The following is a 16615-nucleotide window of genomic DNA, read 5'->3' on the forward strand; positions in this document are numbered from 1 at the left end:
ATGGCGAAAAAATAAGCGGTATAGATATAAGCGGGATTCATTCCGCCTCCGGAAGTTGAACCAAAAGCAGGGAAATACCCCTCCTTTCATCCTCCCCTTTCCAAGGGGAGGAAAGAGGTGGGGTTTCCCCCCTTGGAAGGGGGAAACTGTTTTTTGACCCAACTTCGGAATACAGGATCATTCCGCGTCCTCCCGCGCGTTGAGCGCCTTCATCACCGCGTCGTATGAAAAGCCGCGGCGGATCAGGAAATCGAACAGCTTCTTCTTCCGCTGGAGCGGGGTGGCGTCTTTTTTCATGGCTTTGCTTTTTTTTTCAACCAGCGCGCGTATCTCGTTGCGTTCCCGCAACGGATCGGAAAAGGTTTCCGCCACCGCCTCCTGAATCAGTTTTTCGTCTATCCCTTTCTTCTTCAGGGCGTCGCGCAGATAACGCGGCCCCACCTTTTTATTGCGCGCCAGGGATTGCGCGCAATCATGGGCGAACTTCCGGTCGTCCACCAGCCGCCGTTCGCGGAGGTATTCCACCGCCGCGTCGATCGTATCCGGCGCGGTCTCCCGCTTTTCCAGCGCGCCGCGCAGTTCGTGCTCGCTCCGGCCGCGCCGCGCCAGCAGACGGTAGGCGGCCGCCAGCGCGCGCCGCAGCCCCTGCTCCATCGCCGCTTACGGTTTTTTGCGCGATGGTTTCGTTTCGGGCTCTTCCGCCCTGGCTTCCATCCCCCCGATCGGCTCCACCTTCACGCCGATGCCGAGCTTGCTCCGCAGTTCCTTGTCGAGTTCGTCGGTGATGGACGGGTTTTCCACCAGGAATTTGCGGGCCTGTTCGCGCCCCTGGCCGATTTTTTCTTTCTTGTAGCTGTACCAGGAGCCGGTCTTTTCCACCAAGCCGTTGTTGCTGGCGAGATCGAGCATGTCCCCTTCGCGCGATATGCCGTGGCCGAAAAGGATGTCGAACTCCGCTTCGCGGAACGGGGGGGCCACTTTGTTCTTCACCACTTTCACGCGGGTGCGGTTGCCGATCACATCTTCCCCCTCTTTCAGCGCGGCGGTGCGGCGGATGTCCATCCGCACGGAGGAGTAGAATTTAAGCGCGTTGCCGCCGGTGGTGGTTTCGGGGTTGCCGAACACCACGCCGATCTTCATCCGTATCTGGTTGATGAAGATGACCGATGTTTTGGACTTGCTGATGATGCCGGTGAGCTTGCGCAGCGCCTGGCTCATCAGCCGGGCGTGCAGCCCCATGTGGCTGTCCCCCATGTCCCCTTCGATCTCGGCGCTCGGCACCAGCGCCGCCACCGAGTCGACCACCACCACGTCGCACGCGCCGGAGCGGACGAGCGTTTCGACGATTTCGAGCGCCTGTTCGCCGGTGTCCGGCTGCGAGATGACGAGGTTTTTCACGTCCACGCCGAGTTTTTGGGCATAGAGCGCGTCGAACGCGTGCTCGGCGTCGACGAAGGCGGCCACGCCGCCGGTCCGCTGCGCGTTGGCGATGATGTGAAGGGTGAGGGTGGTCTTGCCCGACGATTCCGGCCCGAAGATTTCGGTGATGCGGCCGCGCGGAACGCCGCCGATGCCGAGCGCGTAGTCAAGCGAGAGGGCGCTGGTCGGAATGGTTTCGGTGATGACCTTCGGGCTGTCTTCGCCAAGCAGCATCACCGAGCCTTTGCCGAAATTTTTCTCGATCTGGGCAAATGCCATTTCGAGCGCCTTTTTCTTGTCGCTGCTGGGTTCCGCCATGATCCCTCCCTTTTATTCTAACGGTATTGCGGCCAATTCCGTGTACCGCGGCCCATCCGGCAGCAGTTCACTTTTTATGAGGTAAATCGCCTCAACCGAAAGTTTACCAAAAATTACCCCTTTTGCACCATCAATTTTTTCAGCCAACCTGTTTAAATGTGCAAAGCCCTTAAACCGCCCCAACGTCAGATGGGCCAAGAAATGACGATTTTCGGGGGTGAAACCGAGCGAAACGGTCACTTTTTCGACTAAAATCGCAAGTTTTGTGAGTTTTTCCGCACCTTGCACAACATCGGCGTAAATCACCCGTGGGCGGCGCATATTGGGCAAAACCCCTATGGAGCCGACCTCTATATCGAAATTTTCGCTTTTGATGGTTTGCAGCGCGGCGATAAGCGGGGAAATTTCGGCGGCATCCACCTCGCCCAAAAACTTCAGGGTGAGGTGGAGATTTTTGGTTTTCACCCATTTCACTTCCGCCCCAGCCGCGGCGAGTTGGCGGATGACGGCGTCGAGCGATTGCGCCAGCTCCGGCGGAATTTTCACGGCGATGAAAAGGCGGGCTGATCCGGCGGCGTCACGCATTTTTTTTAAAGAGCGCCCAGCAGCGGTTTCCCGCGTCGTTGAAGTACAGGCTGTCCGCCACGGCGCTTATCATATGGAGGCCGCGGCCCCCCTCCATGAGCATGTTTTCCTCTATCGACTGGGGCAGGGTGTTGCTGTCGAACCCCGCTCCCTCGTCGGCGACGCTTACCTCCAGCTCGCCGTCATGCAGCGCGTATGACAATTCCACCGTGGATTGATTAGAGCACATATTGCCGTGCATGATGGCGTTAATGATCATTTCCGAAACGGCCAGCTCGACCTGGCTGATTCTCCCGTCCGGCCATTGGGCGTTTTTCAGTTTTTCGATAACCGGCCCGTATGAATCGGATAACGTGTGCATGATAACATCATCCGCTTTTCCAGCGGACCGCGAAGAACTTTTCGCGGCACATTGCTTTGGGGGGGAGGCCGGATCGCCATCCCGGACGCTTTTGTGGCGGCATATCAGCGATAACAGCTCCGGCCCCGGAATGAACCGCATGGTTTCATATTTATTGGCCGGGCGGGTTCCGACAAGAACGAACGACACGTCGTCCTCGGGGGTGCGGCCATCGAGGTGCGCCTCAAATTCACGCTTGATAATCCCATAGGCGGCCCGCGGCTCCAGCCCCGCCAGCTTTCGCCCGATATCCTTCTGGAACTTCGCCTCAAGGGTTGTTCCTCCGGCATCCTTCTGCTCCATCAGGCCGTCGCTGCTCACGAGCAGAAGCTGGCCGGTTTCCAGCCGGAAGGCGATATCCCGGTAGCGGTCATCGGCCAAGGGGTCTATGGTGAACTGCCCGAGGATGAAGCCGGTCGGCGCCTCGACCCGCCGCACCGTGCCATCGGGATTTATCAGCCAGGGCCTCGGATGTCCGCCCGTTGCCAACCTGATCTCACGTTCCTCAAAATCCATCAGCAGATAGATGGCGGTGAGATAGTCCGGCGTCCCCTCGCAGTATGCTTCAAGGTGCTCATTCAAGCAGCTCAGGAACACCGAAGGGGCGCTGGCCGATTTTTTCGCCGGGTTGGTTTTGCATACATCCACCAGCGCCGTGCCAAGGATGTTCAGCAGTATCTCCTCGATGCTGTGTCCGGCCACGTCATGCAGATAGAGGCCGGCATACCGGGAACGGAACCGCGCCCACTTTACGATATCGCCCCCCCCGACGCTCAACATGGAACGGTAGATGGGCGAGACGGTGAAAAACGGGATTATATCCGGTGAAGTGGCTATGGCGTTCAACACGTCCTTGGCCCTGTGCAGGGCGCTCTCCATCCTTTTCTCCGCTTCCCGGCGTTTCGCTATGTTCCGGAAAAGAAGCACGGCCATCAAGAGGGCAAAAGTAATGACGGCGAGATTCACCAGCAGGTAGATTATCAGGCTGTTTTTCGCCTCCGCGCGGCGCGCATCCACCACCTCCTTGGCCCGTTCTTCAAGAAGATCGCACACCGCTTCAATCCTGTCGATTTTTGCCGTCTGCATTTTGTTCCAGTACGCGGCGTCGATGCGGAAATGCCCCCCCACTCCCTTTTCAACGGCAATTTGTTTCATCCAGTCCGCCTGCGCCACTTCAGGCATGGCGGCGGTTTTCAGGTAGGTTTCCTTGATGTCCGGGGGAGCCAAGGACAAAAACCGCTTGTGGGAGTACGACTCGTCCACGGCGACCGCCAAAAATTTTTCGTACTGGCCGGGCAGGAATTTGCCCGACTCGAACGCGTAGGTAAGGGTGGCCCTTTGCAGCCCCGCCTTCTCCTTCATCATCTGCAAGTGATAATAAGCCCGGTAATGGGTTGAAATTTCCCTGTCGGTGCCCAGTTGGGAAACAAAGGCGATGGTGTCCAAAATCAGGGAATTTGTTTTGGAGTAATACTCCAATGCGTCGAAATAACCGATTTTATGCGAATCCACATCCACCCGGATATCCTTCAGCTTGTCCAATTCCACCAACGCCAGATCAAGGTTATTAATTATGGCGGCATTTATCACATGATGCCGCTGGTGGTGGTGAACAAAGTGAAACGGATCAAAAATGTCAATTGCGGTGGCGCGCATTTCATTTTGTTTGATGGATGAAAATTTCTTTAAAAACAGCGCATATTGTTCATCCGTGGCGGCGCGCTGCCCGATCAACTCGATTTCAAAATTATCTTTGGGGGAGGCGATAAACCCGCTTGTATATCCCCGTTCCTTTTGAAGCTCATGAACCAGGTCGCTTGAACGGTTGATAAGGTGGGAAGCGGTGTCGATCTCATTCATTTCGAGCAGTACATCCACTTTTCCCGACACCAGCACCGAGGAAAAAACAATCAGGGCGGCTATTGGCACGCCGAGTATCAGGGCTAACCAGAGCTTATAAACAAACTCGGACGATTTGACATATTTACGCTTCATATATGTTGCAGGATTTTACATTATTTCAAGGTAATTTTTGACTTAATTTTTTAACGTTATTCAGGTTGCCCAGCGCGCAATGCGCTGTTTTTAATGCACAATTCCGCGTTTAATGTCTTTGTGCCGTGGAATTAAGGAACCGCGGAAACATATTTTTCTATCCGCGGCGGAAAAAAGCGGCCAGTCCACAGGACTGTTCCGTCTTTTTCACACAAGCGCCTTCGGCGCGCGGTGTAAATGGCCGAAAGACCGCAACCTTGTACCGGCGCAACATGCCCTAGCCGGAGATTTGGGTAGTGGTTCAGTTTGAATTATCCTGTTTTTTTCCTCCCCTTGCATTGCAAGGGGAGGTGCGGGAGGGGTTAAAAACCTCCCCTGTATCCCCTCCTTGCAAAGGAGGGGACTGGTCTGTTGCCAAGTTAATTTCAAAGTGAATGGGATACGGCGTTATGGCTTTCACACCGGTTCTGGTGTAGACTTTCCCTTTAATTTTAAGGAGATGCCGTTTTGAAGAAACTTACGTCCGCGAACATCGGCGACGCAATCGCCAAGGCCAAGGAAAAAGCCAAGGGTAAAGAAGGGGCCGCAGGGCGCTCCACGAAGAAAAAGGTGAAACGCCTGCAGCGCACCAAGCGCAAAATGGCCGTCGAAGCCAAACGCACCGCCCCCAAGGCCGAAGCAAAAGCCTGATACCCCGGCATACACTCCCGGCCCGCCATGAGCGCGGGCCGGCGTTCCGCGGCCCGTGAACAGATACCAGCGCCATGAAGCCCTGAAACAGGGGCTTGAAGCGCTTTGCCGCCGCTTTGACCGGAGCATGCTCTCCCCCGACCCGCTGGAATGCGTCCCGCGCGCCGGCGAGTTCCGCGATATCGAGCTTTCCGCCTTTCTCGCCGCCCTGTTTGCATACGGCAGGGCGGATCTTATCGTCCGCAACGTCCGCGGCATTTTGGCGGAATTGGGAGCGCATCCCCACGCCGCGCTGATGGCGGGGGAATACAAAGCGCGGTTCAAGGGATGGAAATACCGTTTCCACAAACGGGCCGACCTGCTATGGCTGCTCGACCGGCTGCGCGCCGTCTATGCCGCGCACGGCACGCTGGAAAACGCCTTTTGCGCCGCGCCGGGGGATACCGAAGCGCGGCTTGCCGCATTCGCCCGGCTTTTCTCCGGCGGCAAAAAACTGTCCGCCGCGAAAAGTTTTCTCGTCCCCTCTCCCGCCAACGGCTCCGCCTGCAAGCGGATAAACCTCTTTCTCCGCTGGATGGCGCGCAAGGACGATGTGGATATCGGGCTGTGGACGCGCATCTCCGCCGCCGGGCTTGTCATGCCGCTCGACGTGCATGTGAACCGCATCGCCGGACGGCTGGGGCTGGTGAACCCGAAGGGGGCGGCGAATTTCAAAAAGGCGCTGGCGTTGACGGAACGGTTCCGGGAATTCGATGCCGCCGACCCGGTGCGCTACGATTTCGCGCTCTGCTCGCTGGGCAAGCTGGGGCACTGCGAAAAAACGCCCGATCCCGCAAGCTGCTTGGATTGCATCTTGCGGGAATGCTGCGCCGCCGCCCCTGTTCCCGGAATGCGTTAGAATAACGGTCATGACAAATAAACAGCGGCGGCTTTTCGGGGCGCATATGCCGATTGCCGGCGGGGTGGAGAACGCCCCGCTGTCCGGCCAAAAAACCGGCTGCGCCGCCATGCAGATATTCACCAAGAACAGCAACCAGTGGCGGGCGAAACCGCTGGACGAAAAATCCGTCGCCGCCTACCGCCAGAACCTCGCGGCATCAGGCATCAGTTTCGTCGCCAGCCACGACAGCTACCTCATCAACATGGGCTCGCCGGACGCGGCGATGCGCGAAAAATCGCTGGATGCGTTCGTGGATGAAATCGAGCGTGCCGCGCTGCTCGGCATCGGCTGCCTTGTTTTTCATCCCGGCTCGCACATGAAAGCGGGTGAAGGGGAGGGGCTTATTCATGTGGCCGATTGCATGAACGAGGCGATCAGGCGCACCCCGAAACAGGCCGGCGTGACGCTGACCATCGAGACCACCGCCGGGCAGGGAACCAACCTCGGCTACAAGTTCGAGCATCTCGCGTTCCTCATCGAAAAAGTGAAGGACAAAAAACGGGTGGGGGTATGCTTCGACACCTGCCACGTCTTCGCCGCCGGTTACGAGCTGCGCACCGAAGAAGGGTACAAGGCGACGTGGAAGGAATTCGACCGCGTCGTCGGCCTCGAACACCTGAAAATGTTCCACATCAACGACAGCAAAAAGGATTTCGGTTCCCGCGTCGACCGGCACGAACATCTCGGCAAGGGTTTTTTGGGGGAAAAGCCGTTCGAACTGCTGGTGAACGACAAGCGCTTCGTGAACATCCCGATGGTGCTGGAAACCCCCAAAGGAAAGGATTTGAGCGAGGACGTGGAGAATCTCGCGGTTCTGGCCCGCCTGATTCATTAAACCCGGATTCCTAAGTTGGAGATCGAATTCATGAAACGGGTGGCACGAGGCATGACGCATCTTCCGGAAAACGCGGGAAAATCCATTATCGGGTTTGTCCCGGACCGAAATTGGAAACGCACTTTTTTGTGCATCTGTGGAATTGGCATAGATTAATGAACATATCTGAAAAGCAATGCGATAAGCATGGGGTTATCATTTCCAATTTCGGAAACGGGGTTAAAGGGGACTTGAATAGTTCAGCCGGTTTAAGTAGTGTGCCGGTACAATAGTTATTGAAGAGGAGATTATGGGCGTTTCGGACGATAAGCACGGCGGGCAAGGCCCCTCGGCGTTGCACAGGGCGGAGGAACTGGTTTTTCCGGTGGCCGCCGCGGCGATAGGCGTCGGTTACACAGCCGCCATCCTGGTGAACAACCCGTGGGAAAAAGTGGCCGCATCGCCGCACGCGTGGATATTGATCGCCATTTTCACCGGCATCGCATTTTTCCCGCTGCGCTCGATGGCGCTCCATCTGCTAAAGGGTGCTTCAGCCGGAACCCCCCAATGATAACCGCGACCGCCGGCGCGCGGGAGTAACGGGCAATGTCAAAAGCGTTGGATATTAACAAGGCGGTTGAAATCGCCCCCGGCGTTTACTGGGTCGGCTTCGATGATCCAAGCGCCGGATTCCGCTGCAACCCCTACATCCTGAACGACGGCGATGAAACCGTCTTTTTCGATCCCGGCTCGGTGCCGCACTTCCCGATAGTCCTCGGCAAGGTGATGCAGGTGACCGGCCTGAAAAATATCAGCCATGTCGTCGCGCACCACCAGGACCCCGATCTCTGCTCCGCCATCCCCCGCTTCGAGGAACTGGCGGCCGGGGTGGGGGGGAAGTTCGACATCTGCACCCACACCCGCGCCTCGGTGCTGATATCGCACTACGGCACCCGCTCCGATTTCTACCGCGTCGACGCCAACGATTGGAAGCTGACGCTGAAATCGGGGCGGACGCTCCGCTTCATCTTCACCCCCTTCCTGCATTTTCCCGGGGCGTTCATGACATACGATGAGCGGTCGAAAATCCTTTTCTCCAGCGACATCTTCGGGGGGTTGAGCTTCGACTGGAGCCTTTACGCCAACGAATACTACGCCGAGGCGATGAAGGCGTTCCACGAAAACTACATGCCGTCGAACCGCATCATCCGCCACGCCATGGACAAGCTGGACAACCTCGACATCTCGATGATCGCGCCGCAGCACGGCTCCATCATTAAGAAAGAAGATGTGCGCCGCTACATCGGCATCCTGAAAAACCTCGAATGCGGCGAAGACCTCTTCTGATGGCGACGTACAAAGTCCTTATCGACACCGTCATCAAGCGCGAGCTGGGCATCCTCGGCAAAGAGCGGATGTGGATGGTCTTGGCCGATCTCAGGCTTCCGGCCAGCGAAGACGGCCGCTGCCTCAAAGCCAATTGCTCCATCGACGATCTCGACCATCTGATGCAGGAGCTTTCCGCCCGCTACGGCGCGGTGGCGGTGATGGGGTGCAAGATAGCCGTCGGCCGGCTGGCGCGCGAAGCGGGCCTTGAACTTCCCAAAATCCTGAAGTAACCCCGCATCCCGCGCGGCGGACCATCCCGGGCCAAAGGATGGCATTTCCTTCCCTCCCCTTTACAGAACCGCCCGGCGGACGTATGGTGGAAGTGGGAGCATTGAATGCCCCAAAAGGAGCGGTTATGGAAAGCCCCCAAAATATCCGCCCGCCCGCCGTGGCGGGGATGTTCTACCCCGCCGATCCGAAGGCGATGCTGGATGAACTCCGCGGCTATATCGGCGCCGCGCCGGAAGGACACGCGCATCCGCTGGCCGCCGTATCGCCGCACGCCGGGTGGTATTACTCCGGCCATGTCGCCGGCGCGGTGTTTGCCGCCATTGACGTGCCGGACAGGGTGATACTCATCGGGCCGAACCACCGGGGGCGCGGCGCGGAGCTGGCGCTCGACCCGCACGGCGCATGGCGGTTTCCGTCCGGCGACGTGCCGGTGGACAAGGAGCTGGGCGGCCTGCTGCTCCGGTACTGTCCGTTGCTGGAGGAAGACGCCGCCGCCCACGCGGCGGAGCACTCGCTGGAGGTGATCGTGCCGTTCCTCCACGCCAAAAACCGGGATGTGAAGATCGCCCCGCTCTGCATCGGCACGCACAACCCGGAAAAACTCGCGTCGCTCGCGGCGGCGGTGGCCCGCGCGGCGAAAGAGACCGGCGCGCTGGTGGTGGCGAGCAGCGACATGACCCACTATCTTTCCGACAAGGCGGCGCGCGCCATCGACGGCAAAATGATCGAAACGCTCAAATCGCTCGACGCGGATGAAATACTGGACGCCGCGCTTGAGGATCAGGCGCTCTGCGGCGCGGGGCCGGTCTATGTGGCGGTGGCCGCCGCGCGCGAAAACGGCGCGCGGGAGTTCGCGGTGGTACGCTACGCCACGTCGGGGGACATCGAGGGGAAACGGGACGCCGTGGTGGGGTACGGCGGGTTCGTTATTTCCTGAAAAACGCCCCCCAGGCGCCGCGCAACGCGGCGCCGCCGTAAATCAGCAGCAAGACGCCGACCGTCCAGTTGAAGTAGCCGCCGTGGCGCACGCCGCGGATGGCGAATGTCATGCCGAGGCCGATGAAACCGGCGGCCAGCAGCAGCGCCAGAACCGACCGCAACCACCCGTTGACCTCGTCCGGCGGCTGCTGGAAAGCGAAGAACGCCCGGATGTTGTTGATATAGGGGTAGAGATGCCCCTTGATCGCGGCGGCGGGGCCTTGCAGTTCGGTTCGGCAATACATGCATTTCTGATCGCTGGGGCGGTTGGGACAGCCGCAACCGGGGCATTCGATAAAGTGAAGTTTGTCCGTGCCGCCGCCGGGTTTGCCCCCACGCCTGTATATCATGATGCTTCTGAATCTAACACGCGTTTCAAAAGTTGTAAACCGATACGTTTGCTCCCCGGTGCAAGGTTTTTCTCCAGCCGCCCGACGAGCGCCAGCATATCGCCGACGGAGCGGCCGCTCCGCTCCAGGATGTAGCCGAGCGCGCGGGGGGTGAGGCCGATGCTCCGGTCCTGCGCGATCTTCCGCAGGATGATTTCGCGCTCTTCGTCGCCGGGCCTTTTCAGCGTCACCACCATGCCGGTCAGCAGGCGGCTCGCCAGGTAATCGGGCATCTCCGCCTTCGCGGGGGACGTTTTCATCGCCGCCGCGAGGTGGCCGCCGGCGGCGGCGAGCGCGTTGAAAAGGTTAAAGACCTCCTCGTGCAGGTTCTTGGGGGCGGACGGCGCATCGAGGTTGTCGATGCAGACCAGCGGGAACGCGGCGGCCTCCTTGAGCGTCCGGGCGGTCTCCCGCTCCGTCATCCCCGCCGCCGCCGCGGCGTCTATGAACGCCCCCTTTTTCCAGTTGAGCAGTATCCCTTTCAGCAGGTGGGTTTTGCCGCTCTGCCGTTGGCCCACGATGACGAAGGCCGCCGGGCTTTTCGCGCCGAAGGCGCGGGCCGCGCCGAGCGCCACGCGGTTTTCAACGCCGGGGTAAAAGCGGTCCAGCGCGTACAGCTTTTCCTCCGGCAGCAGCAGCGGCATCGCCATCTGCCGCGGCGGAACGTTCCCTTTCCCGGCCACCGGGCACCCCCTTCACCAAGGTCTTAAAATTACTATTTCAGGGTATATTATACCCTTGACATATCCGCCGGTTGCGTATAGCATCCACTTCAAGGAAGCTATTGTAGCTAAAAGAGGGTTATGCCGCCATCAATGACCGGAATCGCGCGGATAAAAATACTCCCCCCGGCGCTGGCCAGCCAGATCGCCGCCGGCGAGGTGGTGGAGCGTCCCGCCAGCGTCGTCAAGGAGCTGGTGGAGAACGCGCTCGACGCGGAAGCCGCCGCCATCGAAATCGAAATCTCGCTGGCGCGCCGCCGGATACGGGTGAAGGACGACGGCCACGGCATCGCGCCGGACGAGGTGGAGCTGGCCCTCAGCCGCCACGGCACCAGCAAGGTGGGGGACGCCGCCGACATCTTCGGCATCGGCACATACGGCTTCCGGGGCGAGGCGCTCCCCTCCATCGCCTCGGTCAGCCGCCTCACCCTCACCAGCCACCGCGCGGGAAACCCCGCCGGGCGGCGGATCGCGGTGGAGGGGGGCGAAACGCTCAGGATCGAGGACGCCCCGCCGCTCAAAGGCACCGAGGTGCTGGTGGAAAATCTTTTTTACAACACCCCCGCGCGGCGGAAGTTCACCCGGTCCGACGCCGCCGAGATGGGCCAGATAACCGCCAAGGTGGTGCAGGCGGCGCTCAGCGCCCCGGCCGTGCGGTTCAACTTCATCAAGGACGGCAAGCGGGTGCTGGAGCTTCCCCCCGCCCCGGCGCTCCTCGAACGGGTGCGCCAGGTTTTCGGGGCCGACTACGCCCAGAACCTCGTGCCGGTCGCCCACAAGGAGTTCAACATCGCCGTCGGCGGGCTTGTGGGCAAACCGGAGTTCACCCGCGCCACCGGCATCGACCAGTACTTTTTCATCAACGGCCGCCCGGTGAAGGACATGCTGATCCGCTCGGCGGTGCTGCGCGCCTTCGAAGACCTCCTGCCGAAGGGGCGCAAGCCGGTGGTCTTCCTCAACATCTCGATGCCGCTGGAGGTGGTCGACGTGAACGTCCACCCCGCCAAGGCGGAAGTCCGGCTGGCCGACCCCGGCAAGGTGTCGGAAGCTATCGTAAAGGCGATACGGGGCGCGTTCGGGCGCTCCGCCACGGCATATGCGCCGCCCGGCGGCGCGGCGCAGGCGGGCGGGGATTTCGCCGCGCCCGGCGGAAGCCCGGCCCCGCACGGGGACGGCAAGGCGGCATTCGTCCGCACCTTCGAGCTTTGGCGTCCGGCCCCAAGCGGAGAGGGTCCGGCGGCGGCCGTCGAGGGCGGCGGCCAACTGCAACTGGAAAACGCGCACGGGCGGCTGTCGCCGGACGCCGCGGTCATCGGGCAGGCGTTCGACACCTTCCTTCTGTTTGAAGAGGGGGACCGCATCGTCATTATGGATCAGCACACCGTTCACGAGCGGGTGCTCTATGAGCGGTTCATGAAGCGCTACCTCGAGCACAAGGTGGAGCGGCAAGGGGTCCTGGTGCCGGTGACGTTTTCCACCGACCCGCGGCTTGCCGAGGTTATCCGCGCCCACGCCAAAACCTTTGCCGGTATGGGGTGGGGGCTGGAAGAGTTCGGCGAACGGGAATTCGTCATACGCGAAGTGCCGGCCATCCTGGAGGGGAAGGAGTTCCCCCCCATCATCACGGAGATGGCGCAGACGCTGGCGGACGGGCGCGACGAGGACTACAAGGATGTGATGGCCGATTGCGTGTCGCGCATAGCCTGCCGCGCGGCGGTGAAGGCGGGGGATACGCTGAACAGGGGGGAAATAGCCGAACTGGCGAAAGAATTGGCCCGCACCGCGCTGCCGTACACCTGCCCGCATGGCCGGCCGATAGCCTTCTCGCTCTCGCGCGGCGAGCTGTGGCGCTTCTTCAACCGGGGCCGGTAGTCTGGGCCGGAGAACGGAAATTAACCGCGAAGCGCACGAATAAATAAAGAATGGCCAGGATAATGAATACGGGGATTATATCCGCGGATTACACGGATTAACGCAGATGGGGAGGGGGGAAGCTTGGCTCGCCGACGCGAGGGAGGGGGAAGCTGAATTTTGGGATTTTTCAACCACGAAGCTTGTCCCCGCCGGAGTTTATCCCCGCGAACGCGGAGACCAGGACAAGCTTCGCGGTTGAAGGCATAATTTGCGTTTCCTAAAATCTGTGAAAATCCGCGTTAATCCGCGGAAAAAATCCCCACCCTCTTCCCCCCCCCTCCCCTCGCGCTATCAAATTGACCCGCTAATTGTTCAAACGAACCGGAAATTCTTTTTGCCCCCTTTTAACGCTTTCCATTCGTGATCTTCGTGCCATTCGTGGTTGATCCCTTTCCGAAAAAGAATCATTCTTTCGTCTTTTTTTCGCCTCAATGTTTATAAGCAGATTTTGCGTAAAACTAATCAAAAATCGGGTAAAATATGCCCTCGAATTGGAAATTTCGCTAAAAAGGAGTTAGAAGCGATGGAAATCACCGCCTTAAGGTCGGGAATGAAAGTGGAGCTTGCGGGCAAGCTGTATGTTGTGGTCAGTGCGCAGCATGTCAGCCCCGGCAACAAACGGGCCTTTGTCCGCGCGCGCATAAAGGACCTCAAGACCGGGCAGCTGCTGGAGCAGACCGTCCGGGAAGGGAACGAATTCAAGGTGCCCGACTTTGAAGAACGGGAGATGCAGTACCTGTATAAGGACGCGCAGGGGTACCACTTTATGGACAACCAAAGCTACGAACAGACGTTCCTCTCCGAAGATCAGGTGGGGGACAACTGGAAGTGGATGCAGGAAAACACCATGGCGAAAATCCTGTATCACAACGGGATTATCATCAGCCTCGAAATGCCGCTCTTCGCGGAACTGGTGGTGACGGAAACCGATCCGGGCTTCAAGGGGGATACCGCCAGCACCGCCACCAAGGCGGCGAAGCTGTCGACGGGGGCGTCCATACAGGTGCCGCTTTTCATTGCGGTCGGCGACAAGCTGAAAATAGACACGCGAACCGGGGAATACCTCTCGCGGGTATAACAGGCGGCGGGCGGGGAGCCCGCCGCGGAAAACGCTCATTACGCCCAGATTAGGGGAGAATTATGGATATAGAAGAACTGAAGAAACTGGTCAAGCTCGTTGAAAAAAGCGACATCAAGGAACTTGAAATAGAAGAGGAAGGCCGGAAAATCCGCATCGTCAAGGGGGGCCAGGAAGCCGCCCCGATGATGCCGATGCAGTACATGCAGCCGGTGCAGCAGGCCGCCCCGCCGGCCGCGGCGGCGCGCACGGCGGCTCCGGCGGCCCCCGGCACCGAAGCGGCGGCTGAAGCCGAGGACGACGGCAAATACCACAACGTCAAAAGCCCGATGGTCGGCACCTTTTACCGCGCCTCGGCCGAAGACGCCGAGCCGTTCGCGAAGGAAGGGGACATCGTCAGCAAGGGGCAGACGCTCTGCATCATCGAGGCGATGAAGCTGATGAACGAGATCGAAAGCGACATCGGCGGCCGCGTGGTGAAAATCCTGGCCGAGAACGGGTCGCCCGTGGAGTTCGGCGAGACGCTTTTCAAGATCGAGCCGGTTTAACAGGCCCTTCCCCGTTTTAGAAAGGACCTGATATGTTCAAAAAGATACTTATCGCCAACCGCGGCGAGATAGCGGTGCGCATCATACGGGCCTGCAAGGAGATGGGCATCCGCACCGTGGCGGCCCATTCCACGGCCGATACCGAATCGCTCGCGGTCCGCTTCGCCGACCAAAGCGTCTGCATCGGCCCGCCGGAAGCCGCAAAAAGCTACCTCCGCATCCCTTCGCTCATCTCCGCCGCCGAAGTGACCAGTTGCGACGCCATACACCCCGGCTACGGCTTCCTTTCGGAGAACGCCGGTTTCGCCGAGGTCTGCGGCGAGTGCGACATCACCTTCATCGGCCCCTCGCCCGACGCGATACGGCAGATGGGGCACAAAAGCGTGGCCAAAGACACCGCCAAGGCGGCCGGGGTTCCCACCGTGCCTGGGAGCGACGGCCCGCTGGCCTCCGAAGATCAGGCCATCGAGGTCGCCAAGCAGATCGGCTACCCGGTCATCCTGAAAGCGGCGGCGGGCGGCGGCGGACGCGGCATGCGCATCGTCCGCGAGGAAAGCGAGATCGTCAGCCAGCTCCGGCTGGTGCAGGCCGAGGCGGGCGCCGCGTTCGGCGATAACACCATCTACATGGAAAAGTACGTGCTGAACCCGCGCCACGTCGAGGTGCAGATCATCGGCGACAAGCACGGCAACGTGGTGCACCTGTTCGAGCGCGATTGCTCCATCCAGCGCCGCCACCAGAAGCTGATAGAGGAGGCCCCCTCCCCCGCGCTGGACGCCAAGCTGCGCCACAAGATGACCGAGGCGGCCATCAAGCTGGCGCGGCACATCAACTATTTCACCACCGGCACGCTGGAATTTTTGCTGGACGAGCGCGGCCACTTCTACTTCATGGAGATGAACACCCGCATACAGGTGGAGCATCCGGTCACCGAATTCATCACCGGCGTCGACCTCATCAAGGAGCAGATCAGGGTGGCGGCGGGGCTTCCGCTTTCGTTCAAGCAGGACGACATCACGATGTCCGGCCACTCCATCGAGTGCCGCGTGAACGCCGAGGACCCGGAGAAATTCCTGCCGTCCGTCGGCACCATCAAGGAGCTGTATATGCCGGGCGGCCCCGGCGTGCGGGTGGACAGCGCCATCTACCAGGGCTACAAGATACCGCCGTATTACGACAGCATGATCGGCAAGGTGATCGTCCACGCCGCCACGCGCGACGAGGCGATACACCGGATGATGCGGGCGCTGGGGGAAATCCACATCGCCGGCGTGAAAACCACCGTGCCGCTGCTGCACAAGATCATGCACAGCGCCGAATTCAAGAGCGGCAAGGTGAGCACCAGCTTCCTCGAAACATTCCTGAAGAACCAGCCGCCCCCCGGTCCGCCCGAAAAACCCTGATTGCTTCCGCCCCCCTCCCCCGCCAGTTGGGGAAGGGGAAGAACCCGGGGGGATAAGGAAGCCCTGCCGTGTTTACGCATCACGTTGCATCACTTCGGGTGGCTATTTTGGCCCCATCATGGCCCAAGGTTAGGCTGGCGTTGGACGTAAATCAATCGCATTTTTTCTCTTTTCGCCATTATTCTAGTTTTCTGCCATTTCTGTTAGATGCTTAGGATTGCATATGAAAATAGATATGATAAATTTATGAGCATGGCATCATTTAAAGATACATTGTCCGGAACTATTGGAATTGCCTTTGAGCAAGAAAAGGCGATTCATATCATGAACGTACTTCTTTTAACTCTTATTTTGTATTCTTGGTTTAATAATGTAAATCTTTTGGATCAACTGTGGCAAAGCAATGGAGAATGTCTTAACTCCATTATTATGGAGATAAAGCTGAATATAGTTTTTCTAGCATTAGCTTCGCTGGTAATTATGAGAGTGCTGGCCGCTGTTTCAGCCTTTGCCCTTTCGCTTTTGCCTAAAGGATATTTTTCGGACATCAATATGAACACTGTTTCGGAAGTGGCTGTGAAGAATTATCTTTTTAAAAACTACAATAAATTCTTGGAAGCTGAATTTAGGAGTGCGGAATTGGATGAACAAAAGCGCGATGAATTACTAATCTATTCATAAGTAAGGCGACATTGTGATATACTGCCGTTCATGGAAACGAAAGACGGCAGAGGGTTAAGTCATGGGACACTGGAGGAGATTCGGGTACGGGCTGTGTGGCAGGTAGTAGAGGGTGGCGCGA

Annotated in this window: 18 protein-coding genes; 12 read left to right on the plus strand and 6 right to left on the minus strand. The window is 59.1% G+C overall.

From position 1 onward, the window contains the following. Nucleotides 1–177 precede the first annotated feature (177 nt). From HZA03_06135 to HZA03_06150, 4 genes are read right to left on the minus strand one after another with little or no spacing between them, the layout of a single operon-like run. Entirely contained in the window at nt 178–654 is a 477-nt protein-coding gene (locus HZA03_06135; GenBank protein MBI5637530.1) for a RecX family transcriptional regulator, read from the minus strand. A 6-nt stretch (nt 655–660) separates the two neighbouring features. Beyond that, nucleotides 661–1737: a recombinase RecA gene (gene recA, locus HZA03_06140; GenBank protein ID MBI5637531.1), complete on the minus strand. Its 1077-nt coding sequence runs from the start codon at nt 1735–1737 to the stop codon at nt 661–663. Nucleotides 1738–1749: 12 nt separating this feature from the next. After that, nucleotides 1750–2322 (minus strand): RNA 2',3'-cyclic phosphodiesterase, encoded by a 573-nt coding sequence (gene thpR / locus HZA03_06145; GenBank protein ID MBI5637532.1) that lies wholly within the window; start codon nt 2320–2322, stop codon nt 1750–1752. Next, nucleotides 2315–4717, minus strand: coding sequence for a nitrate- and nitrite sensing domain-containing protein (locus HZA03_06150; protein MBI5637533.1), 2403 nt, complete (start codon nt 4715–4717; stop codon nt 2315–2317). The genes thpR and HZA03_06150 overlap by 8 nt, the downstream gene beginning before the upstream one ends. A gap of 507 nt (nt 4718–5224) precedes the next feature. Here HZA03_06150 and HZA03_06155 point away from each other — a divergent pair. The 7 genes from HZA03_06155 (at nt 5225) to amrB (ending at nt 9718) form a co-directional block, all read left to right on the plus strand. Further along, complete coding sequence (locus HZA03_06155; protein ID MBI5637534.1) at nt 5225–5407, plus strand: hypothetical protein; 183 nt, start codon at nt 5225–5227, stop codon at nt 5405–5407. A gap of 55 nt (nt 5408–5462) precedes the next feature. Then, nucleotides 5463–6305: a TIGR02757 family protein gene (locus HZA03_06160; protein MBI5637535.1), complete on the plus strand. Its 843-nt coding sequence runs from the start codon at nt 5463–5465 to the stop codon at nt 6303–6305. A 10-nt stretch (nt 6306–6315) separates the two neighbouring features. Continuing rightward, nucleotides 6316–7182 carry a deoxyribonuclease IV gene (nfo, locus tag HZA03_06165; protein MBI5637536.1) on the plus strand — a complete coding sequence of 289 codons (867 nt, stop codon included), beginning with the start codon at nt 6316–6318 and terminating at the stop codon, nt 7180–7182. Nucleotides 7183–7471: 289 nt separating this feature from the next. Then, nucleotides 7472–7732, plus strand: coding sequence for a hypothetical protein (locus HZA03_06170; GenBank protein MBI5637537.1), 261 nt, complete (start codon nt 7472–7474; stop codon nt 7730–7732). Nucleotides 7733–7767: 35 nt separating this feature from the next. Continuing rightward, entirely contained in the window at nt 7768–8508 is a 741-nt protein-coding gene (locus HZA03_06175; protein ID MBI5637538.1) for an MBL fold metallo-hydrolase, read from the plus strand. Then, nucleotides 8508–8780: a hypothetical protein gene (locus HZA03_06180; GenBank protein ID MBI5637539.1), complete on the plus strand. Its 273-nt coding sequence runs from the start codon at nt 8508–8510 to the stop codon at nt 8778–8780. The genes HZA03_06175 and HZA03_06180 overlap by 1 nt, the downstream gene beginning before the upstream one ends. 125 nt (nt 8781–8905) lie before the next feature. Continuing rightward, nucleotides 8906–9718, plus strand: coding sequence for an AmmeMemoRadiSam system protein B (amrB, locus tag HZA03_06185; protein ID MBI5637540.1), 813 nt, complete (start codon nt 8906–8908; stop codon nt 9716–9718). Here the strand turns inward: amrB and HZA03_06190 are convergent. Further along, on the minus strand, nt 9708–10109 hold the full coding sequence (locus HZA03_06190) for a hypothetical protein (protein ID MBI5637541.1): 402 nt from the start codon (nt 10107–10109) through the stop codon (nt 9708–9710). The two genes, amrB and HZA03_06190, sit on opposite strands and share 11 nt — an antisense overlap. Continuing rightward, the gene (locus tag HZA03_06195; GenBank protein ID MBI5637542.1) at nt 10106–10831 is read right to left on the minus strand and encodes a hypothetical protein; all 726 of its coding nucleotides are present in this window, start codon (nt 10829–10831) and stop codon (nt 10106–10108) included. The genes HZA03_06190 and HZA03_06195 overlap by 4 nt, the downstream gene beginning before the upstream one ends. 132 nt (nt 10832–10963) lie before the next feature. On the opposite strand from HZA03_06195, the gene mutL reads away from it, so the two are divergent. From mutL to HZA03_06220, 5 genes are all read left to right on the plus strand, one after another. Continuing rightward, entirely contained in the window at nt 10964–12742 is a 1779-nt protein-coding gene (mutL, locus tag HZA03_06200) for a DNA mismatch repair endonuclease MutL (protein ID MBI5637543.1), read from the plus strand. Between the two features lie 565 nt (nt 12743–13307). Continuing rightward, nucleotides 13308–13862, plus strand: coding sequence for an elongation factor P (gene efp, locus HZA03_06205; GenBank protein MBI5637544.1), 555 nt, complete (start codon nt 13308–13310; stop codon nt 13860–13862). 62 nt (nt 13863–13924) lie between these two features. Beyond that, complete coding sequence (locus HZA03_06210) at nt 13925–14410, plus strand: acetyl-CoA carboxylase biotin carboxyl carrier protein (GenBank protein MBI5637545.1); 486 nt, start codon at nt 13925–13927, stop codon at nt 14408–14410. Between the two features lie 32 nt (nt 14411–14442). Then, complete coding sequence (gene accC / locus HZA03_06215; GenBank protein MBI5637546.1) at nt 14443–15813, plus strand: acetyl-CoA carboxylase biotin carboxylase subunit; 1371 nt, start codon at nt 14443–14445, stop codon at nt 15811–15813. 252 nt (nt 15814–16065) lie between these two features. Beyond that, nucleotides 16066–16494: a hypothetical protein gene (locus HZA03_06220; protein ID MBI5637547.1), complete on the plus strand. Its 429-nt coding sequence runs from the start codon at nt 16066–16068 to the stop codon at nt 16492–16494. Nucleotides 16495–16615 lie beyond the last annotated feature (121 nt).

This window comes from Nitrospinota bacterium (assembly GCA_016217735.1).
In the GTDB taxonomy this organism is placed as follows: domain Bacteria; phylum Nitrospinota_A; class UBA7883; order JACRGQ01; family JACRGQ01; genus JACRGQ01.